This window comes from Stakelama saccharophila, from assembly GCF_032229225.1.
GTDB lineage: Bacteria > Pseudomonadota > Alphaproteobacteria > Sphingomonadales > Sphingomonadaceae > Sphingomonas > Sphingomonas saccharophila.
On record NZ_CP135076.1, the window covers coordinates 2,977,717 to 3,000,881 of the forward strand.

22 protein-coding genes and 1 tRNA gene are annotated in these 23,165 nt (G+C 64.9%); 8 read left to right on the forward strand and 15 right to left on the reverse strand.

The features are described 5' to 3' along the window. Positions 1–24 precede the first annotated feature (24 nt). Positions 25–414, forward strand: a complete 390-nt coding sequence (locus tag RPR59_RS13905; RefSeq protein ID WP_188656368.1) for a copper resistance protein CopC — start codon at positions 25–27, stop codon at positions 412–414. Between the two features lie 208 nt (positions 415–622). After that, complete coding sequence (locus RPR59_RS13910; protein WP_162848765.1) at positions 623–1,831, forward strand: acyltransferase family protein; 1,209 nt, start codon at positions 623–625, stop codon at positions 1,829–1,831. A gap of 221 nt (positions 1,832–2,052) precedes the next feature. On the opposite strand, the gene RPR59_RS13915 is transcribed toward RPR59_RS13910, so the two are convergent. The 9 genes from RPR59_RS13915 to RPR59_RS13955 all read right to left on the reverse strand — a co-directional run bounded on the left by RPR59_RS13915 (position 2,053) and on the right by RPR59_RS13955 (position 10,654). After that, positions 2,053–2,688: a c-type cytochrome gene (locus tag RPR59_RS13915; protein WP_313915041.1), complete on the reverse strand. Its 636-nt coding sequence runs from the start codon at positions 2,686–2,688 to the stop codon at positions 2,053–2,055. A 115-nt stretch (positions 2,689–2,803) separates the two neighbouring features. Further along, on the reverse strand, positions 2,804–4,192 hold the full coding sequence (locus tag RPR59_RS13920) for an NADH-quinone oxidoreductase subunit N (RefSeq protein ID WP_133494301.1): 1,389 nt from the start codon (positions 4,190–4,192) through the stop codon (positions 2,804–2,806). A 1-nt stretch (position 4,193) separates the two neighbouring features. Then, on the reverse strand, positions 4,194–5,687 hold the full coding sequence (locus RPR59_RS13925) for a complex I subunit 4 family protein (RefSeq protein ID WP_133494302.1): 1,494 nt from the start codon (positions 5,685–5,687) through the stop codon (positions 4,194–4,196). A gap of 1 nt (position 5,688) precedes the next feature. Continuing rightward, entirely contained in the window at positions 5,689–7,494 is a 1,806-nt protein-coding gene (locus RPR59_RS13930; RefSeq protein WP_133494303.1) for an NADH-quinone oxidoreductase subunit 5 family protein, read from the reverse strand. Further along, a complete protein-coding gene (gene nuoK / locus RPR59_RS13935) occupies positions 7,494–7,799 on the reverse strand; it encodes an NADH-quinone oxidoreductase subunit NuoK (protein WP_133494304.1) in 306 nt (101 codons plus the stop codon). Before nuoK ends, RPR59_RS13930 begins: the two co-directional genes overlap by 1 nt. Then, positions 7,796–8,407 (reverse strand): NADH-quinone oxidoreductase subunit J family protein, encoded by a 612-nt coding sequence (locus RPR59_RS13940; protein WP_133494305.1) that lies wholly within the window; start codon positions 8,405–8,407, stop codon positions 7,796–7,798. The genes nuoK and RPR59_RS13940 overlap by 4 nt, the downstream gene beginning before the upstream one ends. Then, positions 8,404–9,312 carry an NADH-quinone oxidoreductase subunit H gene (locus RPR59_RS13945; RefSeq protein WP_211338461.1) on the reverse strand — a complete coding sequence of 303 codons (909 nt, stop codon included), beginning with the start codon at positions 9,310–9,312 and terminating at the stop codon, positions 8,404–8,406. Before RPR59_RS13945 ends, RPR59_RS13940 begins: the two co-directional genes overlap by 4 nt. Then, positions 9,309–10,316, reverse strand: a complete 1,008-nt coding sequence (locus RPR59_RS13950; RefSeq protein WP_313915052.1) for a hypothetical protein — start codon at positions 10,314–10,316, stop codon at positions 9,309–9,311. Before RPR59_RS13950 ends, RPR59_RS13945 begins: the two co-directional genes overlap by 4 nt. A 20-nt stretch (positions 10,317–10,336) precedes the next feature. Then, positions 10,337–10,654: an NADH-quinone oxidoreductase subunit A gene (locus RPR59_RS13955; RefSeq protein ID WP_211338462.1), complete on the reverse strand. Its 318-nt coding sequence runs from the start codon at positions 10,652–10,654 to the stop codon at positions 10,337–10,339. Between the two features lie 174 nt (positions 10,655–10,828). Here RPR59_RS13955 and RPR59_RS13960 point away from each other — a divergent pair, with 174 nt between their 5' ends. From RPR59_RS13960 to RPR59_RS13975, 4 genes are all read left to right on the forward strand, one after another. Then, the gene (locus tag RPR59_RS13960) at positions 10,829–11,626 is read left to right on the forward strand and encodes a DUF4396 domain-containing protein (RefSeq protein ID WP_313915056.1); all 798 of its coding nucleotides are present in this window, start codon (positions 10,829–10,831) and stop codon (positions 11,624–11,626) included. A 17-nt stretch (positions 11,627–11,643) separates the two neighbouring features. After that, entirely contained in the window at positions 11,644–12,273 is a 630-nt protein-coding gene (locus RPR59_RS13965) for a hypothetical protein (protein ID WP_133494309.1), read from the forward strand. Positions 12,274–12,374: 101 nt separating this feature from the next. Continuing rightward, positions 12,375–12,638, forward strand: coding sequence for a metal-sensitive transcriptional regulator (locus RPR59_RS13970; RefSeq protein WP_133494310.1), 264 nt, complete (start codon positions 12,375–12,377; stop codon positions 12,636–12,638). Continuing rightward, positions 12,635–13,399 carry a MauE/DoxX family redox-associated membrane protein gene (locus RPR59_RS13975; RefSeq protein ID WP_425326415.1) on the forward strand — a complete coding sequence of 255 codons (765 nt, stop codon included), beginning with the start codon at positions 12,635–12,637 and terminating at the stop codon, positions 13,397–13,399. Before RPR59_RS13970 ends, RPR59_RS13975 begins: the two co-directional genes overlap by 4 nt. A gap of 380 nt (positions 13,400–13,779) precedes the next feature. Here RPR59_RS13975 and RPR59_RS13980 read toward each other — a convergent pair whose 3' ends face one another. Together RPR59_RS13980 and RPR59_RS13985 are read right to left on the reverse strand one after the other, a co-directional pair. Further along, a complete protein-coding gene (locus tag RPR59_RS13980; RefSeq protein ID WP_133494311.1) occupies positions 13,780–14,967 on the reverse strand; it encodes a tyrosine-type recombinase/integrase in 1,188 nt (395 codons plus the stop codon). 191 nt (positions 14,968–15,158) lie between these two features. Next, positions 15,159–15,251 (reverse strand) — tRNA-Ser (locus tag RPR59_RS13985). Between the two features lie 180 nt (positions 15,252–15,431). On the opposite strand from RPR59_RS13985, the gene RPR59_RS13990 reads away from it, so the two are divergent. After that, positions 15,432–16,292, forward strand: coding sequence for a DUF1134 domain-containing protein (locus tag RPR59_RS13990; protein ID WP_313915059.1), 861 nt, complete (start codon positions 15,432–15,434; stop codon positions 16,290–16,292). A gap of 9 nt (positions 16,293–16,301) precedes the next feature. Here RPR59_RS13990 and RPR59_RS13995 read toward each other — a convergent pair whose 3' ends face one another. Continuing rightward, positions 16,302–17,627 carry a dihydroorotase gene (locus tag RPR59_RS13995; RefSeq protein WP_313915061.1) on the reverse strand — a complete coding sequence of 442 codons (1,326 nt, stop codon included), beginning with the start codon at positions 17,625–17,627 and terminating at the stop codon, positions 16,302–16,304. 47 nt (positions 17,628–17,674) lie between these two features. On the opposite strand from RPR59_RS13995, the gene ygfZ reads away from it, so the two are divergent. Next, the gene (gene ygfZ / locus RPR59_RS14000) at positions 17,675–18,412 is read left to right on the forward strand and encodes a CAF17-like 4Fe-4S cluster assembly/insertion protein YgfZ (RefSeq protein ID WP_313915063.1); all 738 of its coding nucleotides are present in this window, start codon (positions 17,675–17,677) and stop codon (positions 18,410–18,412) included. Between the two features lie 813 nt (positions 18,413–19,225). On the opposite strand, the gene RPR59_RS14005 is transcribed toward ygfZ, so the two are convergent. The 3 genes from RPR59_RS14005 to RPR59_RS14015 form a co-directional block, all read right to left on the reverse strand. Next, a complete protein-coding gene (locus RPR59_RS14005; protein ID WP_313915065.1) occupies positions 19,226–20,356 on the reverse strand; it encodes an OmpA family protein in 1,131 nt (376 codons plus the stop codon). 106 nt (positions 20,357–20,462) lie between these two features. Continuing rightward, on the reverse strand, positions 20,463–20,969 hold the full coding sequence (locus RPR59_RS14010; RefSeq protein ID WP_313915067.1) for a DUF2793 domain-containing protein: 507 nt from the start codon (positions 20,967–20,969) through the stop codon (positions 20,463–20,465). 8 nt (positions 20,970–20,977) lie between these two features. Then, the gene (locus RPR59_RS14015; protein WP_313915069.1) at positions 20,978–23,149 is read right to left on the reverse strand and encodes a phage tail protein; all 2,172 of its coding nucleotides are present in this window, start codon (positions 23,147–23,149) and stop codon (positions 20,978–20,980) included. Positions 23,150–23,165 lie beyond the last annotated feature (16 nt).

Consider the following 23,165-nt stretch of genomic DNA (forward strand, 5'->3'; position numbering starts at 1 on the left):
TGCTTGCCGAAGGAAGATACTGCGATGACCGGAATAAAATGGGCGGGTTTTGCGCTATTGAGCATGACGTTTGCGGCTTCGCAATCCGCACTTGCGCATACGAAATTGGTGAAGTCCACACCGGCAGAGGGAACCACCACTACCGGCGTATCGGTCGTCACCTTGACCTTCGATGCCGCGATCACGCCTGACAGCGGCAGCGCGGAAATCGTGATGACCGGTATGCCGGGAATGAACAACCATTCGCCAATGGCGATCAAGGCGTTCGTCGCCGCCACCGACCCGACCACGAGAACGGTGACCTTGAAGCTTCGCAATCGGCTAAAGCCTGGAACCTATGCGCTGCGCTGGGCGGTGGAAGCGGCGGACGGGCACCCTATGCGTGGCGAACTCGACTTCGAGGTCACGAGATAGGCTCGGATTCTTCGCAAATCCTGAGTGCCGGCAAACCGATGTTCGCGGGAACATGTCGTGGACAGCGGTCAAGCGTACATTAAGCATCACGCACTCGGTGCGCAGGTTATTCTCTTCCAATTTCCTAACCTCATTCCGGATCTCGGCGAGGGGATCGGGGGTGCACACACGTATCATAGACAAAGAGGAATGCGGGGGTCCGTTTCTCATGTCTATTATGTCGGGTCCGACCCGAGAAACAGCGACCGGTCGCCACCGTGACAGCGTAGATCGGGGTATCGGCCTGAGCGATGCCGGCGCCGTCGTGCACGAAGCTGCGGGCGTCAAACCGTACATCCACTCGCACACCGCATTGCGCGGCATGGCTGCATTGTTCGTATTCTTCTACCATTTCGAGCTCATACGCGCATTCCGGATACCGCTTGGATCCGCAGCACCGGTCATCGCACGCGGCTATGCCTGGGTGGACCTGTTCTTCATTCTGAGCGGATTCGTCATTGCGCTTACCTATCAAGGCTTTCTCGCGTCACCGTCAAAGACATCGGTCACCGCCTTTGCCGTCGCCCGAATCGCACGGATACTTCCATTTCACATTTTGGCGCTCACCTATCTGGCGGTGCTCATGATCGGCACCTCGTTTCTAGGACCGTTGCTGGGGGGCGGACGCTTCTGGAAGCCGCTGACGACGTTCGATTTTCGCCATTTTCTTGAACAGCTTTCTCTTCTCCAGATCTGGGACGCGAAGGCAGCGCTCAGCTGGAACATTCCATCCTGGTCGATCAGCGCGGAAATGCATGTGTATCTGATCTTCCCGCTTCTGGCCTTCGCGCTCGCGCGTGCCCCGGTGCGCAGCATCGTAGTTTTGTGTGTCACATCGGTGTCGATCTACCTTGCGATCCTTCACGCAAAGCCCTCGCTCGATATCCTGACACCCTTTGCGCTTCTTCGCTGCTTTGCCGGCTTCGCGCTTGGCGTCGTTCTCTACCGGGCGCATGAGCGACGACCGCTGCGCGCTAGACCGTGGATGGGATTAACCCAGTGCGGCGCGCTGATCCTGATCGCAGCCATTTTCTTGTCCGGTTTTCATGATGTTTTTCTCATCCCAGCTTTCGCGACACTGATCTACGCCAGCGCCTCGGACGCCGGGCCGATTGGAGCAATAGCGAGGACGCGTGCGGCACAGCGCTTGGGCACCATGTCCTATGCTCTCTATCTGCTCAATTTCCCCGTGCTGATGACCGCCGAGCTTCTATGGCCTCAGCTATCGGGCCTGACCGGTAGCCATCCCGCGAACACCGCGAAGCTTGTATGGGCGGTCGTCCTGACGGCGATTATCCTTGCGCTTGCAGCATTGAGCCACGATTATGTCGAGCAACCAATGCGCCGGATGATCGTGCGAAAATTCACGCCGAGCTAGACGGGCTTGAGATCACGATTTGCGTCGACCCCCGAGCTTTGCTGTCGACCACCACCCCAGCGCGACAAAGCCGCCAAGGAAAATATCGCTCCACGGGGAGGGCAATAGGAAGAAACTCAGGCCTGCCGCGATCACGCATACCAATTCGGCGGCGATCCCAACCCACCAGCGCACCACTGCCTGCTTTGGTCGCACGGCACCGGTTCCCCATCGCGTCCCGCTCAGTGCTGACGATCGTGACCATCCCCGCCATGCGCTTCGCCCGCCGGTTTGGTGTTCGCGCCTTCGTCTTCCTTCATCATTTCATCATGATCGGCCGGCGCATTGGCCACGATCGCTTTATACTGTGCAGGGGTCATGCTCGGCAGACGATCGACAAACGCGACCATGTCCCAGATCAGCTCGTCGCTATGCGTCTTGCCCCAGGCCGGCATCGCCGTCAGCTTGACGCCGTGCTTGATCATCCAGAATTTCTGTGCATTCGAGTGATGCGCATGTTCTGCCAGCTCGGGCGCCTCAGGATATAAGCCCTGGCTCAGTTCGGTCGGCGCCATGCCCGGCCCCAAGTGACAGCCGGTGCACATTTCGTCATAGAGCCCCGCGCCACGCGACACGCGTTCGGCGCTGGCGAGGTTGGCGGGCGGTTTGATTCCGCGCGCATGGACCGCGATCGACCGGTCACGGACCGTGTCGAGCAGCGAATAGACGGCGCGGGTATGCGGGGCGTCGGCGCCGATATTGTACACGCCGGTATAGATCAGCACGGCCGCGAAGACCGCAATGACGATCGCGGCTACGACAATGAACGAGACGCTAGGTAGATGTTTGCGATGGTCGAAATTTCGGATTGCGGCCACGGATTCGGTCTCCCCTTCTTGTCGCGCCTCACGCAAGGCCTCAATTCCATTACGTCACCTTGCGGCCTTTCCCCTCACCCGAGAGAGTATTTCCGTGACGGCGGGTGGGCGTGGATCAAAATGCTGCCAGCACCAATCCGGCAAAAATTCCTATACCGGTCACCCCGACCGCGCCTATCGCCAACGCGGCACCGCTCCATCCGCCGAGTATCCGGGCATTGCCTCCCCGCTCGCCGAAATACATTCGGGCGAGAACACGCAGATAGTAGAAGAGCGATATCACGGTATTCGCGACCGCGATCGCGGCGAGCCAGGCATAGCCGGCCGCGATGGTCGTCTTGAACAGCAACAACTTGCCGACGAAACCAGCGAGCGGCGGAACACCGACCAGGGAGAGCAGCGCCAGCGCCAGCGCGGCCGCGGTAAAAGGTCGCCGTCCAGCAAAACCGGCATAATCCTCGATCGCGGTGCGTCCGCGCAGGTGGATCACCGCGCCGAACGCGGTCAGGTTCGCCGCCGCATACCCTGCCAGGAATAGCAGCAGCGCCGCCGTGGCATCGGGCACGAGCCCGACGATCGTCACCGCCATCAGCGCATAGCCAGATTGCGACACCGAAGACCAGCCGAGCAATCGCCGCACGTCCGATTGCCATAGCGCGGCGAGATTGCCGAGCGTCATCGTCGCTACCGCCAGCGCGGCGACCAACGGCCGGACGCCGGCGTCGATGCCGCCGAACAGCGTCACCAGCCGCGCGAGCGCGATGGCGCCGCCGATCTTGGGCGCGATCGTCAGGAACGCCGCGACCGGCGCCGGCGCACCCTCGGCGACATCGGGCATCCAGCTATGCACGGGCACCGCCCCGAGTTTGAACGCCACGCCGACGACTGTCAGCGCGAAACCGACCAGCAGCAGCGGCGATGGCGCCGTTGTGCCTAGCGCCGCCGCCATGGCGGCATAGCTCGAATCGCCGAGCAGGCCGAACAGCAACGCCACGCCCACCATCAGCACGGCATTGGCGAGCGCGCCGATCAGGAAATATTTCATTCCCGCCTCGACCGACAGCGCCCAGTCGCGGTGATAGGCGGCGAGCGTATAGCCGGTCACCGAGGACAGCAGGATTCCCATGACGAGCTGCAACAGGTCGGTCGCACCGGCGAGGATCATCGCGCCCAGCGCCGACAGCAGGAGCAGCGCATAATATTCGCCCTCGCGTTGATCGGCGCGGAACCAGCCGATGCTCATCATGGTGACCGCGAGCGTAACGGCGAGGATCAGAAGTCGCGCCCAGATCGACGCCGGATCAATCACCCACAGGCCCGAAAACGTCTCGCGTACCGGCGTGCGGAGTTGGATGGCGACCAACGCCAGCGCCACCAACCCGCCCGCCAGCGCGACAAAGGCGCACAGCCGCTGCTGCGCGCGCGGCAGGAACGTAGCGAGCAGGACGATCGCGACGGCGCTCAGGACGAGCGCGATTTCGGGGGCGATGTCGCCTATCGGCACCTCAGCGCTCCGCGACGATCGGGACAGTGCCGAAACCGATCAGCGCGAGCAGTGGTCGCGGATAGACGCCGATCGCCAGCACGAGCCCGAGCAGAACGGAGAGGATCGCGGTTTCGATGCGGCCGAGATCGACAAATCCCTGACGCTCTTTTGGCAGGTCACCGAAAAAGAGCCGGCGAAGCATGTTCAGGAACAAGGCGGCCGTAATGAGCACGCCCAGCAGGCCGATCGCCGCGATCCACGGCCAAGTGGCGAAGGTTCCGGCAAAAATCTGGAACTCGGCGACGAAGCCGGCAAGCGCGGGCAGGCCCAGACTGGCGAAAGCGGCGACGATGGTCAGCGCCGTCAGGCGCGGCGCCACGTCGGCCAAGCCGCCATAATGGTCGAGATCATAGTCGCGCGTGCGCTGCCAGAACGCGCCCGCGATCAGGAACAAAGAGCCGGTGATGAGGCCGTGTGCGACCATCTCGACCACCGCGCCGTCGAGCGCGAGGCGGTGCGCGGCGGCATCGCCGCTCGCCAACGCACCGGCAACCGCGATCCCGAGCACGGTGTAGCCCATGTGATTGACCGAGGTGTAGGCGATCCGGCGCTTCAGATCGCTCTGCGCCAAGGCGACGAACGCCCCCCACAGGATGGAGACGAGCGCGAGGATCGCCAGCGGCAGCGCATAGGCGGCAACGGTCTCGCGCATCATCGACAGCGGAATGCGCACCAGGCCGTAGGTGCCCATTTTGAGGAGCACGCCGGCGAGGATCGCCGAGACCGGCCCCGGCGCGTTGACATGCGCGGGCGGAAGCCAAGTATGGACGGGAAAGAGCGGCGTCTTGATCGCGAAGCCGAGCACGAAACCGAACAGGATCAGCGAACTCCGCGGATCGACGCCGCCGAGCGGCTGGCGCACGATCAACGTGCGCATGTCGAAGGTCAGCGGCCCCCCGCCCGAGAGCGCTAGCCCGATGATCGCCAGCAGGATCGCGAGCGAGCCGAGCAGCGTATAGATGAAGAATTTGGTCGCGGCGGCCTGCGCGTCGCCATGGCCCCACCGCCCGATCAGGAAATACATGCCGACCAGGCTCAGGTCGAAGAACACGTAGAACAGGATCAGGTCAAGAACGAGGAATACGCCGAGCGAGACGCCGAGCAGGAAGAGCATCCAGGCGTAATAATGCCTTGGCTCGCGATCGAGACGGATCGGCCAGGCGATCGCCGCGACGAACAAGAGCGCGCTCATCAGGGCGATCGCGATGGCAACGCCGTCGACGCCCACCCGCCAGGCGATGCCGAGCGCCGGAATCCACGGCCATTCGGCGGTCGCGACGAACGCCGGCTGCGCACCGCCGCCGAAGAACCGCGCCGCGACAACCGCCAGCAATATGAGCGGCACGGCCGCTACTCCAATGGCGATGCCGCGCGATGCCCGCGCGCCAAGCGAGGGAATCATGAACAGCGCGAGCGCGGCGGCAAGCGGCAGCAGGATCGCGATCGTCAGCATGTCACCTCCACAAGAACAGCAACAGGAGCATCCCTGCTCCTCCACCCGCGATGAGCAGATAATAATGGTGCGAGAGTCCGGTCTGGAGCTTCATCGATTTCAGGCCGGTCATCGACACCGCGCGCGCGCTGCCGTGCGGCAGCAGGTCGGCAAGCCGCTCGCCGACATTGTCGCCGAGGCGCGCGATGACGCCCGCCAGACGAGACGTCCAGGCGACGCCCCAATCGATCAGACGGTCGTCGACGCCCGCGAGGCTTTCGGCGAAGCGAACGGCCGGGCGTACAACAAGCCGGTCGATCAGTAACGGCAGCCCGAACCATTCGGCGATCCATCCCGGAAACTCGATCCGTACCCCCCGGACGCCGACCACCAGTCCTGTCACCACGAATGCGAGCGACAACAGCAAGCCGGTGCCGCTCCGTTCGGGAAAATCCGCCGCCAGCAGCCGCGCCGTCGCCGCTTCGACGCCCGGCAGCCACAACAGCGACAATGCCAGCGTTGCCACCGCGAACAGCCCAAGCCCAACGCGCTCGGCGGCCCGCGGCGAGGTGAGCTGGTGTTTTTCCCCCAAACCAAAGCCGAGCGTAACAAAGCGTGCCGCATAGGCCGCGCTCAACCCGCCGGCGAGGATGACGGCAAGCGCAAGGGGCAATCCTTGCCGGGCCTCGGCGGCGCTGACGATCGCATCCTTCGTCCAGCCCCCGCCGAGCGGCGGCAATCCGGCCAGCGCCAGTCCGGCGACGAGCGCGACCGCCGCGGTCCAGGGCACGACGCGTCCGAGGCGCATCCGGCGCAAATCGTAGCTGCCGACCGCATGTTCGGCCACACCGGCGGACAGGAACAGCGGTGCCTTGAATGCGGCATGGGCGACGAGGTGGAGAACGGCGACACCCGGAAATCCCGCGCCGACCGCGACGAACATCAGCCCGAAATGCGCCGAGGTCGACGCCGCCAGGAGCTTCTTGGCGTGGAACTGCGCGAACCCGACGATCCCTCCGGCGAGCGCGGTGGCGAGGCCGATCGCGATCGTCGCCGGGCCGAACCAGTCGACCGCGTGAAGCGGTTCCCACAGCCGCGCGAGCAGGAACGCGCCTGCCGCCACCATCGTCGCGGCATGAAGCAGGGCCGACACCGAGGTCGGGCCGGCCATCGCCCGGAACAGCCAGGGCGCGAAGGGCACCTGCCCCGATTTCGCGGCTGCAGACAAGAGCAGGCCCGCCGCGACCACGCCAAGCGCCGGGCCATGCATGACCGCGAGCGAGGAGAAGGCAAAACGCCCGGTCGCGGCGAAACATGCCATCCCGGCCAGGAACAGGCCGAGATCGCCGAATCGCGTCACGACAAAGGCGTAGTTCGCCGACGCGGGCACGTCCGCGTCGCGCCAGCGATGCCCGATCAGCGCCCAGGAACAGGCGCCGACCAGTTCCCAGCCGAGGAGCAGCGTGACGAAATCCCCGGCGATCACGAGCAACTCCATCGCGCCGGCAAAAGCGACCATAAGCGCCAATAACCGCCGCAATCCGCGCTCCGCCTCATGCGCGGCGGCATAAAGCACGACTGCCAGCGCAACCCCCGGCACGAGGATTGCGACAATGGACGAAAGCGGCGTCAGCACCGCGATCAGGCGCAGCGGCCCGCCCCATTCGAGCGCCTCGCTCCAGCCTTGCGTCGCAGCGAGAACCGCGAGGGCGAGGGTCGCCGTGAGTACCAAGACACCCGCTGCGCCGAGCCCCATCCGCCGTTCGGAAGGCCAGGCGAAGATCGCGGCAGCGCCGATGATCGGCACGAGGGCGGGTAGCCACAACATCAGTGCTTCATCGTCTCCAGTCCCTCGGTCGTGTCGGCTTGGCGCTTCCGGTAGACGGCGGTGACGAGTGCGAAACCGACCGCCATCTCGATCGCCATCACCGCCATCACCACGATCGCGAGCAATTGCCCGCGCGGCGGGCCGCCAAGACCCAGCGACCAGAATCCGACCGCGATCAGCAGCACCCCGTTGAGGATCAGTTCGAGCCCCATCATCAGCATGACGAACGATTGCTGCGACAACGCGCCGTACAGCCCGATGCCGATCAGCGCGGCGGCCACGAGCAGGATCGCGGTCAAAGTCATCCGCCATGCTCCGCATGGTGCGAATGATCGCTATCTCGCTCCGGCGCCCGGCCGGCGGGCTTGCCGCCGGGTTCGAGGCCCGGCGGGCGTGATCCCTCATCGGCGGCACCAAACCGCCCCGACCGGCTCGACAGCACCACCGTCGCCACCATCGTCGCCAGGAGCGTGATCCCCGCGGTCTCGAAAATCAGCATCGACCCGCCGAGCAGTTCGGTTCCGAGGTCGCGAATCACCGGCTTGCCGGCGGCGACCGCGTGATGGGGCAGATCGGTCAGGAGAGCCGCCGCGCCCAACCCGGCAAAGGCCGCCACGCCGGCACCGATCGATACCTTATGCTGATGCACCATCATCATCGGGTTGAGGCCGGCCGGGTTCATCATGAACATGACCATGAACAGCGCCATGACCATCATCTCGACGGCCATCATGAAGATCGTCGCGATGCCGAGATAGGGCGCGGACAGGAGCAGCAGGATCGCCGCGACGCAGAAGAAGGAGAGCATCAGCGCGAATGAGGCGCGGACCATCGAATCGGTGCGAAACACACGCCACGCGGTCCAAACGGCGCCTGCCGAAAACAGCCAAAAGGCGATATCGCTGAGGGTCATCGCATTGCCTCCAGTCCCGCCCAGACAAGATCGACGAAGGACAGCGGCAACAACACCGTCCACAGCCAGGTGAGCATCCGCGCCGGCGGCACGCGCGCCACCAGATGCGTGATCGCGACCAGAACGAGCATGACGAGAGCGGTCTTCAGCACGAGCCACGCCGGGCCGGGCAGCACGGTTCCGAGATACCCGCCGAGAAACACCGTCGCCGCCATCGCGGAAAAGGCGGTCAGCATCGCGAGCTTGGCAGCGCGCCACAACAGCCGATGTGCACCTGAGGCCTCGGCATGCGTGCCGCCGGCGAGGTCCGCCGAGTCGCCATAGTCGAACGGCCCGCGCAACGTGATCGACAGGCCGAGCAGCAGAAACAGAGGCAATCCGAGCGGCTGCCGGACGGCGTTGATGAGCACCCGCTGCGATTCGACGACGGCGCCGACTCCCAGCGATTGTGCAGGTAGCGCCGCGCCGATCAGAACGAACATGCTGATCAGCATCGCCGGCAGGCCGATCGCGACATAACGGTATCCGCCGATAAGCGGCAATGGCGCATTGGCCGACCAGCCATTCAGAAAGACCACCACAACCACCAACGCCTCGCAAGCGCCCCACAGCACGAGACCCGTGGCGATATCGGTAACCGCCATCCCGGGCGCGAACGGTATGACCGAAAGGCCGGCGGCGGCCAGCACGAGATAACAGGCTGGCGCGAGCAAACGATTGAGCCTGTCGGGATGTTCGGTCGCGATCGCCTGGCGCGAAAGCATCAGTGCGGCGCGACGGAACGGTGACGTCAGAGCGGCCCGTACCGGATGGCCAGCCACAGCGGCCTCGGCAACAGCGTCGGCCGTCGCACCGAACCAGATGCCGGCGGCAAGCAGCAGAAGCACGGCGATGAGCGCGGTCACGTCCCATGCCCTTCGCGGTGCTCTTCCGGCTCCACTTCGCGCGGCGCGAGCGCCACGAGATCGCGATGCGAGAAGCTGTTGATGACAAGCATCGCCTCGCTCCATTCGAGCCCCGGCAGGAGGTCGACGAGTCGACCGCCGGGACCGGCAAACGATGACGCTTCTGCATCGCCCAACGCCGCGACCATTCGCGTGAACCGGGTGCGTGCATCAGCACCCGCGATCCTGCCGAGCCCGTCCGGAATGGCACGCATGGCGCCGCTCGCGCCGATCCGTCGTCGCAAAGCGGCGACCGCGTCCCGATCGTCGACCGGCACCGCTTCGCATCGGCGCGCCAAGGCGTCGAGCTCCAGAAGGTGCAGCATGCGCCCCACGATCATCGACCGGCACGCGTCCGCGGCGCCCTTGCCCGGATCGAGCGGAGGGCGCACGATACGCGCCGACTGAATGATATCGCCCTGCAGCACCAGCTCGAGCGCGAGACCAGGCGGAAGGCTTGGATAGAAGGGGCCGACCGTGAAGCTGAAGCTGTCGAGCGCCAGCCCGTCGCGTAAGTCGTCGGCGGTCATCGCCATGGGACGGCCATAGGGGGTTCCGCCCATCATGCCCTTGCCGCCCTGACCATGATCCCCCTCGCCTCGCCACGGATTGGGAGGGTCATCGGGCAACCAATCCGGCTCGCTCTCTCGGACGCGCGCCAGAAGTGCGGCGAATGCCCTGCGGAGCAACGGCCCCGGATCGTCGGTCGCGGAGACCTCGAGTGCAGAATCGGCCTCGGCGAACGGGCGCGTGCCCCACCACGCGGTCGCGCGCGGATGCGGCATCTGGTCGTGCAATCGCCGAAGCGCATCGCGATCCTCGTCGCGCGGTTCGCCGGCGACGATGAGGATCGCAGCTTGGCGGATGTTCGCGACGACCGCGATGTCCGCGCTCGCGGCAAGTTTCCGGCACGGGCCAAGCCAACCCCGCCCTGTCGCCACGAACACGGGGATCGGCGCGCGCATCGCGATCCGTGCGAGCGCCTTCATTGCCACCGAAATACCCCCTCGCGCCAGCCATAGACGATACCGACCGACAGGATGGCGAGAAACATACCCATCTCGACCATCGCCTTCATCCCCTCGGCGACGAAGACGACCGCCCAGGGATACATGAACATCATCTCCATCTCGAAGGCGATGAACAACAGCGTCATCGAATAATAGCGGATGTGATAGCGCTGCCAGGCGTGCGCGCCCTGATCACCACCGCCGAGAAACGGCATCGCCTGCGGCCACGATGTCGGCCAAGAACTAGGTGAGGCCAACTGGCCAAGCAGCGCCAGCGCGAAAATCAGGGCCACCAAGGAAGCGAAATAGAGCAGCTTCTATCTCCGACATCGATACCTGCAACCTCAAACGTCACGCAGGCTAGATGTTCCCCGGAATCAAGCGATTCCGAGGGGTTGTCCTATTTGTTACGCGCCGGACCCCCTGCGCCCCTCGATCTTTTTTCAGTCGCAAAACAGGGAGAAAGAATGATGGGATTTCTCGACTGGGTGGCGCATGTCTTGCCATTCATGGCGTCGCCGGCCTTTGCGATCAGCTGGTACGCGATCGGAGTTATCGGCGCGGTTGCGATCGCGATAGACGCGAACACTGCCAACAGCGCACTCAATCCACCGCTGAAGGTCGCCTGGCCGATCATCGTCTTTTTCTTCTCGCTGGTTGGTGTCGCCCTCTATCTCGTGATGTCGCGGCCTGGCGACATCGGACGCGTCCAAGGACGCAAGGCAAAGACGGAGCGCTTCACGCAATATTCGAAACCGACGTGGCGCAAGGTGGTCGCGTCCGCCACGCATTGCGTCGGCGGCGACGGCATGGGGATCATGACGGCAATGGTCTTTGCCCGCGTCGAAGGCTTCAGCTTCTGGGGTGAGTTCTGGTTCGAATATCTCATCGGCTATCTGCTTGGCTGGTTCATCTTCCAGACCTGGGCGATGCGCATGCACGACAATGGCTGGTTCGAGTCGATTTGGAAGGGCGGCCGTGCGGAATTCTTCTCCATGATCACCGTGATGCTGGGGATGGGGCTGGTCATGCGCTTTGTCACGCCAGCAACGGTCGGTGCTCAGCCGCTGCCCGATACCTACGCCTTCTGGACCTTCGGCGCCTTGGGGCTGATGGTTGGCTTCATCTTCACGTACCCGATGAACTATTGGCTGGTCGCGATCGGCTGGAAACACGGCCAGGGACATGAAGACATGCTGAAAAAGATGAACAAGGACGAACGCGACGGGCGCCGCGGGCAAGAAGCTCGCACCAGCGAACAATAATATTGAGGAATTCCACCATGATCCGCATTGCGCCCCACACAATTCTTGCGTTGTCGGTTCTATCGGCAGGTGCCTTGCCGACCTCACTTCCGGCTGCTTCGCAAGTCGCGCAGCTGGCAGATGCACGCTCTCCTCGTCCTTTGGTCAAGGGCCTTGCAAAGGACTTTCAAAAGGCAGCAACGGCGCTGCGGAGCCCGTCACGCCGGCACGAGGCAATGAAGACGCTTGACGACGCCCGCAGGCTCGGACGCGTCATGCGCGACGAACTGGGACCTGCGGGTGAGGCTGCCTATAAATTCGTGGAATCGGCGCGTCATGCGGTCCAGACAGGGCGTCCGGACGAGGCAGCTCGAATTCTCGAGACCGGCGCTGGACGCTTGACGACGCTGCCCTTCCCCAACCGGTTCGACTCCGTCGATCGCACCAATGTCGGAACGCGTGTTATTGATGCCGAGGGACGGAAACTTGGCCGGATTTCGGCAATCGACGCGGCTGCAGGCAAAGCGACCCTGAAGATCGGCGGCGTGGTGGACCTGTTCGGATTTCTCGATGCCGGCAACCGAACCGTTACCGTGTCAAACTCCGACCTTGCCGCCGGCAAAATGTACGCCGCCTATCTTGGGTCAGAAAGCTCGCTTCCTCGCTGACGACGTCGAATGTCCACGATCGTCGACCAATATTGCTCGAGGTTGAAACCCACTCGGCCAATTCCGATTATACCCTACAGGGGTATCTTGAGGACCACACTATGCGCAGTGCCGTTGTGAACCGCTTGCGGCGAATAGAAGGACAGGTCCGCGGCCTCGCGCAGATGGTCGAGGACGATCGCTACTGCCTCGACATTCTCTATCAGGTGCAGGCGGTGAAAGCCGCGCTCGCCAAGGTCGAAAACGCGGTCTTGAAGGATCATGCCGCACACTGCGTCGCCGATGCCATCCGGTCGGGCGATCCGGCGGAGCAGCAGGTTAAGTTCGGCGAACTGGTCGAACTGTTCGAAAAGGTGAAACGATGAACGACATGAGCACCGCGCCGAACACGCGCGACAGGGCCGCCACCGTATACCGGATGGTGATGGACAAGCATGTCTGTCCCTTCGGGTTGAAGACGCTGCATCTGCTCAAAAGCCAGGGGTACAAGGTCGAAGATCATCCCCTGACCACGCGCGAGGAAACCGACGCGTTCAAGGAAAAGAACGGCGTGAAGACGACACCGCAGACATTTATCGGCGGTGAACGCGTCGGCGGCTATGACGATCTGCGGCGCTTCTTCGGCAAGCCGGTGAAGGACCCGAGCGCGACCAGCTACAAGCCGGTGATCGCGATCTTCGGCATGGGCGCGGCGATGGCGCTGGCGGTCAATTGGCTGCTGACGGGTGCGCTACTGAGCGTGATGACGGCCGAGCTGTTCATCGCCATCTCGATGTGTCTGCTCGCGATGCAGAAGCTGCAGGATGTTGACGGCTTCGCGACCATGTTTCTTGGCTACGACCTGCTCGCCAAACGCTGGGTGCCCTATGCCTATCTCTACCCGTTCGGCGAGGGGCTGGCCGGCGCGCTGATGATCGCGCACGCGCTGAACTGGCTGTCGGTGCCGATCGCCTTGTTCATCGGCGGCGTGGGCGCGATTTCGGTGTTTTACGCCGTCTACATCCAGAAGCGCGAGCTAAAGTGCGCTTGCGTAGGCGGTGGATCGAACGTGCCGCTCGGCTTCGTCTCACTGACCGAAAATGTGATGATGTTCGCGATGGGACTGTGGATGCTTGTCGTTGGTTGATATTGGCCGGTCAGTTCCGACGACCGCATCGATCAGCCCGAATGCGCTTGCGCCGAGCACGATCGGCGAGAAACCCGCTGCCGCACTTATCAGGCTATCCCTTTTCACTACGAACATCGCTGTCCCAAGCCGACCGCGGCCGCCGAGGCAATAACGAGATCCCCAGTTTCCCCCAACTGGGATTAGAGCCCGGCGATTGCCTCGCGCATCAGCGCATCTGAAGCAATGGGCTGCGTAGCGGAGCCCGAAGAGCGTAAACACCGCCCAAAGTCGCCATGCCAAAGCACCGTGCCAGATCCTAAAATAGAGAACCCTCGCCCGTACGCCAGCGGTAGGATTAAAACGTCGTCATCAGGACACCCCTTTGCGCCCAGGTATTTTCATCCACGCCGCAATTGAGCACAATATGACGCCCAATCCTCCATAAGGAGGCGTCGCTTCTCCAGCGCGCGCCCGCGTCTGTAAGCTCGCTCAGTCTTTGATTCGATGGCGTGCGCAAGCGCCATTTCGACTACTTCGCGGGGGAAATCCGTCCGCTCTCCAGCCCAGTCTCGAAACGTCGATCGGAAGCCGTGTACAGTCACGTTTCGACACTTCATCCGACGAAGAACCATCGACATCGCCATGTTTGACAGTTTGTGGCCATCTGTATTGGTGAAAATCCGATCGCTGGCCGAGCGTGATTCTTTCGCCAAACAGTTCAGCAAGCTTAAGGCCACTTCACTCAGAGGCACCTGATGTTCGCGACCCGCTTTCATTCGTTCTCCTGGAACTGTCCAGATAGCGGCACGCAGATCCACTTCACCCCAAGTCGCGTCGAGAACCTCGCCAGAGCGTGCAGCGGTCAAAATCGTAAATTCGAGCGCCCGTGCAGCGATCGCGGGCCTCCTCCGCAATTCGCCCATGAAAGCAGCTAGTTCAATAAAGGGTAGTGCTGCATGATGCTCAACCGACACCTTAGGCCGTCGCGGCAACAGAAGATCGAGATGCCCACGCCAGCGCGCCGGATTTTCTCCGCTCCGATGACCTTTGGCCTTCGCTGCATCGAGCACGCGCTCAATGCGGCCACGAACGCGCGAAGCGGTTTCAGGCAGTTCCAACCAAATCGGTCGCAGAACTTCGACGACATCTTCTGTCTGGATCTCATCAACGGGTTTGGAGAACAGTCGCGCCGCATGCGTACGTAGCGTCGACCGCCACTGCTTACGATGCTTTTCGTTTCGAAAACCGGATTCAATATCGTCAATCAGTGCTTCGGTGAATGGTCCGAACAAAACTGTCGTAGTTGCGGCGATCGACTTCGATTCTCGCCGTTCTTCGATAGGATCGCGGCCTTCCAGAAAGAGCTGCCGAGCTTCAAGTGCTTTGGCGCGCGCTTGTCCGAGGGAGACATCGAGAAGGGATCCGAGTCCCATTTCCCGGCGCTTTCCATTGATCATACAGATAAAAAGCCATGACCGACTACCGGTCCTTCTGACCCGCAGATAGAGTCCTCCGCCATCCGAATAGACACCCGGCTTCGTCAGACCGGCAATCTGGCGAACGTGAAGCTTTCCGCGAGCATGCATCCTGAGAACCTCGAATAAGGTATGCGGCACATATTCGGAAAAAGCTAGTCATAAAAGTGGTCATAAAAATATCTACGGTCTGGGACGAACGATCGCGACCGACCGCGGATAATTCACCCGCATAAAGCGCCGTTTTTCAGCGGTTTTTGTTAATTGCGGCGGTTCGTCAAAGCTCGCCGAAGACCGGCGGCTGGCGGAGACGGAGGGATTCGAACCCTCGGTACCGGTAATCCCGGTACGGCGGTTTAGCAAACCGCTGGTTTCAGCCACTCACCCACGTCTCCGCGCCTGGCCGGAAGCGCGGGCTATAGCGATGGCGGCCGAACGGATCAATGGCGCATTGCATGGCGCGCGCCGCGCCGGACAATTCCCGTCGCAAATTGGACTCGCGTCATCGCCTGTTCATTGCAGCGCAAGCCGGTTACGGCATAGTAAGAGATACTTATCGTATGCGGGGAGGGAAAATGCGTTCGTTTGGTCTCGTCTGGTTGGTCGTCATGATGATGGCGGCAATGCCTGCGACCGCGCAGATCCGGACGGTGGATCCGAACGACGTGATCGATGGCGACCTGCAACAGCCGCAAGCCGACCCGACGAGCGCGGGCGACGCCGGCGGCGCAGCGCCGAGTTACGAGCCCGCCCCGCCTTATGGCGAGCCGGAGGACCGGACCCCCACGACCGCGCCCGCCACGGTCGAGCCCGAGCCGCAGACGGCGGCCCCGGCCCGGAACGGGAACGGTGCACCCGTTCGCGGACCGGATTATGTCGCGCCGCCCGAACAGGCCGCGACGCAGCGCCAGTCGGCTTCCGGCCCTACCGCCGGTGATACGACCGATGCGGCCAGCACCTACGGCCGCGATGACCTGATCGGCGCCGCCGAAGGCGTGTTCGGCAAGGGCGCGGCCGGCCTGGCCGACATTATCGAGGACATCCTCAAGGATCAGGGCCAGCCCAACGCCTATATCGCCGGGCGAGAGGCATCGGGCGCCTTCGTCGTGGGCCTGCGATACGGCTCCGGCATCATGCACCACCGTATCGAAGGATCGATGCCCGTCTATTGGACCGGTCCGTCGGTCGGGTTCGACGTCGGCGGCGACGCGGCCAAGGTCTTCGTGCTGGTCTATAACCTCTATGACTCGCAGGAACTGTACGAACGCTTCCCGGCGGCGGAGGGGCGCGCCTATTTCGTCGGCGGCTTTTCGGCCAGCTATCTACGCAAGGGCAACGTGGTGCTGATCCCCGTCCGCCTGGGCGTCGGCTGGCGGCTCGGCGCCAATATCGGCTACATGAAGTTCAGCGATCATCAGAAGTGGTTCCCCTTCTGACGGGGCGGTTCAGCCGAATTCGGTCGCCTCGAACCGGATCGGACGGCCGGTCGCCTGATCGATCAACTCGTCATTCCACATCACCCGCCGGCCGCGGATGATCGTGCCGATCGGCTTGCCGGTCAGCGTCCGGCCGGTGAAGGGAGACCAGCCCGCGCGCGACGCGACCCAGCCTTCGTCGATGGTCCAGCGCCGCTTGCGGTCGACGATGGTGAAATCGGCGTCATAGCCGCACACGATCCGCCCCTTGCCGACGATCCCGAACAGGCGCTGCGCACCGGCGCTGGTCAGATCGATCAGCCGCTCCAGCGTCAGCCGTCCGTTCGCCACATGGTCGAGCAGCAGCGGCAACAATGTCTGCACCCCCGGCATGCCGCTGGGCGACGCCGGATATTCGGCGGCCTTTTCCTCGCGCGTATGCGGCGCATGGTCCGAACCGATCACGTCGGGCACGCCCTGGCCCAACCAGTACCACAGGCCTTCGCGATGCGCGGCGGAGCGGACCGGCGGGTTCATCTGCGCCAGCGTGCCGAGCGCCGGATAGGCCTCCTCGGCCGCCAGCGTCAGATGCTGGGGCGTAACCTCGCACGAGGCGATATCCTTGTTGCGGCCCAGCAGTTCGAGTTCGGCCGGCGTCGTCACATGCAGCACGTGGATGCGCCGCCGGGCCTCGCGCGCCAGCCGCAGGATGCGTGTCGTCGCCAGCATCGCGCTTTCGTCGTCGCGCCATTCGGGGTGCGAGGAGGGGTCGCCCTTGCGGCGAAGATGGGCGCGTTCGTTCATCCGCGCCTCGTCCTCGGCGTGGATCGCCACACGCCTGTGGCCGGATGCCAGCACCCGGGCCAGTTCCCCGTCTTCGGCGACGAGAAGGTCCCCGGTCGACGCGCCCATGAAGATCTTCACGCCGCAGGTTCCGCGAAGGCGCTCCAGCTCCTTCAGGTGCGCCGCATTCGCCGCCGTCGCGCCGACATAGAAGGCATGGTCGCACCACATCCGGTCGCGCGCGCGCGTCAGCTTGTCCTCGATCGCCTCCGCGCTGTCGGTGTTGGGCTTGGTGTTCGGCATCTCGAACACCGCCGTCACGCCGCCCAGCACGGCCGAGCGGCTGCCGCTTTCCAGGTCCTCCTTGTGCTCCAGCCCCGGTTCGCGGAAATGGACCTGGGTGTCGATGACGCCCGGCAGGATGTCGAGGCCGGTGCAGTCGATCGTTTCTCCGGCATCGCCATCGCCGCCGATCCGCTCGATTCTGCCGTCGCTGACGCAAATCGAGGCGTGGACCGGGCCGCCGGGCAGGTGAACGGTGCCGCCGGTGAGTTTCAGATCGTAGCTCGGCATCTGCAATACCCCTTTCCTGCGCTGATGGTGCGTCCTACCTGTTCACCATGACCGATGCCAGCCCGGGAACCTGCCTCGCCGATCGCGCCCTCGTCCGCATCGCCGGCGACGAACCGCGATCCTTCCTTCAGGGATTGGTGACGCGCGACGTCACCCGTCTGGCGCCATCCGCGCCGATCTGGTGCGGACTGCTCGGCGCGCAGGGCAAGGCGCTGTTCGATTTCCTGCTATGGGACGATGGCGACGCCGTGCTCGTCGATTGCGAAGCGGCGCAACGCGACGCGCTGATCCAGCGGCTGGCGCTGTATCGCCTTCGCCGCAATATCGAAATCGCGCCCGTGGAGGGCGCCGTCCATTGGTCGCGGGAATCCGGGCGCGGCGTGCCCGACCCGCGGCTCGCGGATCTCGGCTATCGCTGGCTGGGGCAAGCGGGACCGCCGGACACGCGCTGGCCGGCACATCGGCTCTCGCTCGGCGTGGTCGAGGGGGTGGCGGAACTCGGTCAGGACCGGACGCTGTGGCTCGAATGCAATGCGCGCGAGCTGAACGGGGTGAGCTTCGACAAGGGCTGCTTCATCGGTCAGGAAAACACCGCCCGCATGCATTACCGCAACAAGGTGAACCGGCGCCTGGTCGTCTGTCCGCTCGGCGAACCGGGGCCGCGCACACGTGCGGTCTATCCGGACCTCGGCTTCATGGTCGAACTGCGCAGGGTGGAGGATCTGGGCGACGCGCTGCGCCCCCCTTGGCTCGCCGACGCCTTGCGGGACGATCTGCCCGGATAGCGTGCCCGGACCGCCGATCGGTCGACCGCGGCCGTAATTCGCGGCCGCCGGAGCGGCCTGGGCGGAACCTCTCCAATCGCGCCGCGCCCTGCAGCCCTTGTACCGCGTCCATGGTCCGACACGACGCCACCGTGCGGTAACGACGATCAACCCGCGGTTTTCCGAATTGCACGCGCGCAACTCGCCGATCGCACCTCTGCGCATGCGCTTCCTTCAAGCGGGGGGGGGCGGCCGATCGCGCACCGGAATCCGCAACCAGCATCATCCGCGCATCAGGGGCAGGGCCGGCTCAGGAAGAGCCTCGCACCAACCTCACCTTCCTTCCCCACCTTGTGCTCCCGCGAAGGCAGGAGCCCAGTGTTCAAAGCCGACAGCATTCGCCTTCCAGGCGGCCTCGGCGTCGACCGCACATCCCTGTTCGGACGGCGGCAGCGTGCCTGGATGGTCCGGGACACGGACCCGTCGGCAGCTCCACCGGGCGCTGCCCGAACAGTGCGATCCGGGCGAAATCCGGGAGGAGCAGACAACAGGCAGCGGACCGCGGGAGAGGCAGGCTGCAGGCACGCGACATGCGGCGCGTGTGCGGCCGGCGTTGCGGTCGGATTGGAGGAGAATTCGCGCCAGGTCCGTCGGGCGAGTGCGATACCGGCATCCGGCGCACCGCGATCGGGATCGGAGGCCCGGCGTGCACCGGTCGACGCACCGGCGAAATGCGCAGGCGGTGCAGTCCAGCAGGCGCACCGATGAATCCGCATAGAAAAAGGGAGGCCGGTTTCCCGACCTCCCTCTTCAAGGTTTCCGATACATCGGAGCTTACATGCCCGAACCCGGACCGTAGGTGATTTCCACCCGGCGGTTCTGCAGTTCGCGGACGCCGTCGGCGGTCGCGACACGCGGACGGCTCTCGCCGAACGCTTCGGTCGAGATGACCGAGTCGGGAATGCCACGCTGCGTCAGATACGCCTGAACGGCGTCGGCACGGCGCTGGGACAGGCCCACATTGTAGGAAGCCGGACCCGACCGGTCGGCGTGACCAGCCAGCATGACCTGCGCATTGCCACAGCTCTGATAAGCCGAGATGGCGTTGTCCAGGATGCTCGCGGCTTCCGGCGTGATGTCCGATTTGTCCCAACCGAAGAACACGATGTACGGCCCAGGCGTGCACGTCACCGGTTCTGGCTCCGGTGCCGGCGGAGGCGGCGGCGGGGGAGGCGGCGGCGGGGGCGGCGGGGGCGGAGGAGGAGGCGGCGGCGGAGCGGCGCCGAAGTTATACACCAGGCCGCCCAGAATGCTGTGCGACCGGAACCGGCCCTCGAATTCGCGACCCGTGGCATCGATCATCTTCGCGTCGTCAGCGGTGAAGAAGCGATATTTCAGCGTCACGTCCAGATTGTCGCTCAGCGGCGCACGGACACCGGCGATGCCCTGATAGGCGAACACCGTGTCGGAGTCGTCGAGGAACGGACCACCCGAGGTCAGGGCATAATCGTCCGCCTTGACCCGAGCGAGGCCGACACCACCGCCGACAAAGCCGGAAATGCCATCGTCCGGACCGAAGTCGAGCAGACCATTGACCATGTAGCTGAGTGCCGAGGTCGAACCGCCGACATTGCCATAATCACCCGCGGGAGCGGAGCCCAGCGCACCAGACGGGCCAAAAGCCGGCGTCGTCGTGGTCGAACGATAGCTGTCTAGGCTGGCGTTGCGATACCCGACTTCGGCTTCGAGCCGGAAACCGCCGAAATCATACCCGACCGTGGCGTCGACGTCATAGCCATAGTCATGATCTGCGGTACCCTGATCGGTCGTGCCGATATCGTAGTCGATGTCCTCCACGATCATCGGGCCACCTTCCGCACCTACATACCACGAATTATCGCGGGCAAGCGCGGGGGAGGCGAGCGCGGTGGAGGCGAGTGCCATAGTAACGGCAAGCTTCCGCATCTTAATCCCCTTTCAAAACGTCCTACGGACAGCGCAAACTCACTACCGAAGGGAATGTTTCCGCGCAAGCGAACAAAATTACCTCGGTGTTGCCCGAAAAACACACTTATTCCGGCCCGATCAGCCCATGGGCACGCAGCGCCGAGAGGATGGCGCCGATCGCCGCGCGGGCCTGGACGTCGACCGTGGCGCCGTCCGCCGGCGCGGCGATCGCCGGCTGGCGCGGGCCCAGCACCTGTTCGCCCGCGAACACGATCGCCTCGGGCCGTATCGGATCGGCGATCCAGCCCCCGTCACCGAAGCGGTACGCGGTCCGGTCCGCGGCCGACCACATGCGCCAACCGATGCGCGGACCGGCGAAGCGCCAGCCCGCCGCCGTCCACCCGGCGATTGCACCCGGCATGCCGGCCCAGGCGCCGCCGGGCGCATCGCCCAGGATCCAGCATTGTCCCGCTTGCGGCGCGGCCGGCGGGTCGTCCGCCGACACCGACTCGACCACGCCTTGCACCAGCATGTCGAGCAGCGTCAGCGCCTCGTTGTGAAACATTTCCTTTTGCGCCTGGCCCGGCTGCAACAGCGGCAGCGCCAGGCGGTCGGTCTGTTCCTGGGTCATCGTCCCCCTCATGCGATTGTCGTGGAAGCCGGAAGCGACCGGCCGTGCGCGCCGATCTGCCTGACGGCGACGGTGAACGGCTCCGCGGGCCGTTCCACCGCCGGAATCGTGTGGCTGGGACCGCCGACCTCGATCTCGCTCGATCGGCCGTCACCGCGCCTCAGCGAGACGAGATAGCGCTCCGCTTCTTCGCCCAGCGGCACGTCGGCGCCGTCGATCCAGCGCCAGCCGAGGCGACTGCGCCGCGCCCAGGTCAGCACGACATCGCCCTCGCCCGATTGCCGCCAGCGCAGGTGGACCGGACCGGGCGGCAACAGGGACCGCCCGTCGATCCGGGCAACCGCTTCGACCGGCCCTTTGCTATCGCCGACACCCGACGCCTGGACCGACACGTCGCGGCCGAGCGTCGACAGGTCCGTCCCGACGAGCTTGACCGTGTCCGCCGACAGGAGGGCAAAGCGGTCGCCCGCCTTCTGCCGCCCGGTCGCATGCTCGGTGCCGCGCCGCCCCCGCCACAGCCGACGCAGTCGCCACCTGCGCGGGCCGATCTGCTCGGCCTCCGCGAATTGCAGCAGTTCGTCGCCGGCCAGCGCCAGATTGCCGCCGCCGTCCAGTGCATCGGTGTCCGCCTGCGTCAACGCCATCCGCTCGTGCAGCAGCTCGACCTCGAATGCGGTGCGGCGATCCTCCAGCGCCGACGGCGCCGTCCCCGGCACGTTCGCCACCGTTCCGATCACCGCCGGCAGGGCCGTCGCCCCGATCGGCCGCCATGCCCCGGCCGCGCCGTCGTCCAGCAGCAGCGCCGCGCTGCGCCACCCAGCGCCCTGCCCCGCCGCCACGATCGCCAGTTGCGGCGTCGCATACAGTTCGTCGCGCACCAGTGGCAGTTCGAACGGCGCCAGCACCGTCGCCCCGATCGTCAGGTCGGGTGCTGCGGCCACCCTGCCCGACGTCGCCGCGGCCACCGGTTCCGGCGGTGCGATCCGCACCAGATCGAGGATCAGCGTCATCGCCTCCAGCGACCAGCCGGCGACATGCCATTGCCCCGGTTCGCCGGACAGCCGCACGCGCGAACCGGGCAGGATATCGATCTTCGTCCAGTCCAGCGCCACCCGGCGCCGTTCCCGCCCCAGATCGGCCCGGGCGAGCGCCATTTCGGCAAGGGTCCGCGCCTCGACCGCTCCCAGCACCGCGGGAAGCTCGATCTGCTCGGTGCGGTGCGCGCCACAACGATGGCGCACCGCCTGCTGCACGCCCGCCTGATAATCGCGCGCCGGGTCGTAATGCCGCACCAGAACCCGGTCGGCGGCGCTTGACGCCGCGGCGATGCTCCGCCGCGTCGCATCGCCCCGCTCTCCCGCCGGCCGCGCGCCCGGATCGGTCAGCACGGCCGCCTCGCCCGGCCCCCGCATCCAGCGAACCGCGCCGCCGTCGCGCACGAACCAGCTTCCGGTAGCATCGCTCAGCCGCGTGATCACGCCGCGCATGTCGCTGCCATAGGCCGAAAAGCCCGCAAGCCCGAAATCCGCCGTGCCGCAGATCGCGCCGTCGGAGACGTCGCCGGCGATGCTGCCCAGGTCGACCGCGCCGGCATCGGCCTCGACCTCGAAGGTCAGCGACGGGATCCGGTTGCCGAAATCGGCCAGTTGCAGCGCCTCGAACACGACATAGGCCGATCCGCGATGCGCCGGCGTCCGGCCGGTCGTCTCCAGCGACGCGATCAGCGGATCGGGCGCCTGCGCCTCGCCGCCATCATGGATGCGCAGCGCCGCGCAGCGGCTCTTGAGGTCGCCCGCCGCACCGCGCAACAGCTTGCCGTCGGCCCAGATGCGCCGCACAGTGCGGATGCGCCGCGCCGACAGGAGAACGGCGAAGGACGCCGAATAGCTATAGCGCGTCGTGTCCGGCTGCCCCTTGCCGCCGTCGGTCGTGCTGCTGCTTTCGATCAGGTCGGTCGACCAGATGACCGTCCCCGCCACGCGCATCGTCCCGAACAGCCTCGGGATCTGCGTGCCGTAGGACGAGGTCTGCACCGCCAGGTCGGTCAGCCGAGGGCCCGTCCGCGTGCCTGCGTCGGACAACCATTCGCGATCGACCGTCCGTCCCAGCGCCGCGCCGAGCGCCGCCCCCACCGGACCGCCCAGCGCACCGCCCGCCACCGTCAACACCAGCGTCGCCATTATCCTCTCCCTCCGG

Bases quoted from the DNA above. Each gene is read 5' to 3' on its own strand.
- RPR59_RS14005 (WP_313915065.1), bottom strand. From the start codon at position 20,356: ATGCGGAAGCTTGCCGTTACTATGGCACTCGCCTCCACCGCGCTCGCC.
- RPR59_RS13950 (WP_313915052.1), bottom strand. From the start codon at position 10,316: ATGCGCGCGCCGATCCCCGTGTTCGTGGCGACAGGGCGGGGTTGGCTT.
- RPR59_RS13975 (WP_425326415.1), top strand. From the start codon at position 12,635: ATGAACGACATGAGCACCGCGCCGAACACGCGCGACAGGGCCGCCACC.
- RPR59_RS13905 (WP_188656368.1), top strand. From the start codon at position 25: ATGACCGGAATAAAATGGGCGGGTTTTGCGCTATTGAGCATGACGTTT.
- RPR59_RS13990 (WP_313915059.1), top strand. From the start codon at position 15,432: ATGCGTTCGTTTGGTCTCGTCTGGTTGGTCGTCATGATGATGGCGGCA.
- RPR59_RS13910 (WP_162848765.1), top strand. From the start codon at position 623: ATGTCTATTATGTCGGGTCCGACCCGAGAAACAGCGACCGGTCGCCAC.
- ygfZ (WP_313915063.1), top strand. From the start codon at position 17,675: ATGACCGATGCCAGCCCGGGAACCTGCCTCGCCGATCGCGCCCTCGTC.
- RPR59_RS14015 (WP_313915069.1), bottom strand. From the start codon at position 23,149: ATGGCGACGCTGGTGTTGACGGTGGCGGGCGGTGCGCTGGGCGGTCCG.
- RPR59_RS13930 (WP_133494303.1), bottom strand. From the start codon at position 7,494: ATGTTGTGGCTACCCGCCCTCGTGCCGATCATCGGCGCTGCCGCGATC.
- RPR59_RS13965 (WP_133494309.1), top strand. From the start codon at position 11,644: ATGATCCGCATTGCGCCCCACACAATTCTTGCGTTGTCGGTTCTATCG.
- RPR59_RS13960 (WP_313915056.1), top strand. From the start codon at position 10,829: ATGATGGGATTTCTCGACTGGGTGGCGCATGTCTTGCCATTCATGGCG.
- RPR59_RS13925 (WP_133494302.1), bottom strand. From the start codon at position 5,687: ATGCTGACGATCGCGATCCTGCTGCCGCTTGCCGCCGCGCTCGCGCTG.
- RPR59_RS13980 (WP_133494311.1), bottom strand. From the start codon at position 14,967: ATGCATGCTCGCGGAAAGCTTCACGTTCGCCAGATTGCCGGTCTGACG.
- RPR59_RS13970 (WP_133494310.1), top strand. From the start codon at position 12,375: ATGCGCAGTGCCGTTGTGAACCGCTTGCGGCGAATAGAAGGACAGGTC.
- RPR59_RS14010 (WP_313915067.1), bottom strand. From the start codon at position 20,969: ATGACCCAGGAACAGACCGACCGCCTGGCGCTGCCGCTGTTGCAGCCG.
- RPR59_RS13995 (WP_313915061.1), bottom strand. From the start codon at position 17,627: ATGCCGAGCTACGATCTGAAACTCACCGGCGGCACCGTTCACCTGCCC.
- RPR59_RS13940 (WP_133494305.1), bottom strand. From the start codon at position 8,407: ATGACCCTCAGCGATATCGCCTTTTGGCTGTTTTCGGCAGGCGCCGTT.
- nuoK (WP_133494304.1), bottom strand. From the start codon at position 7,799: ATGACTTTGACCGCGATCCTGCTCGTGGCCGCCGCGCTGATCGGCATC.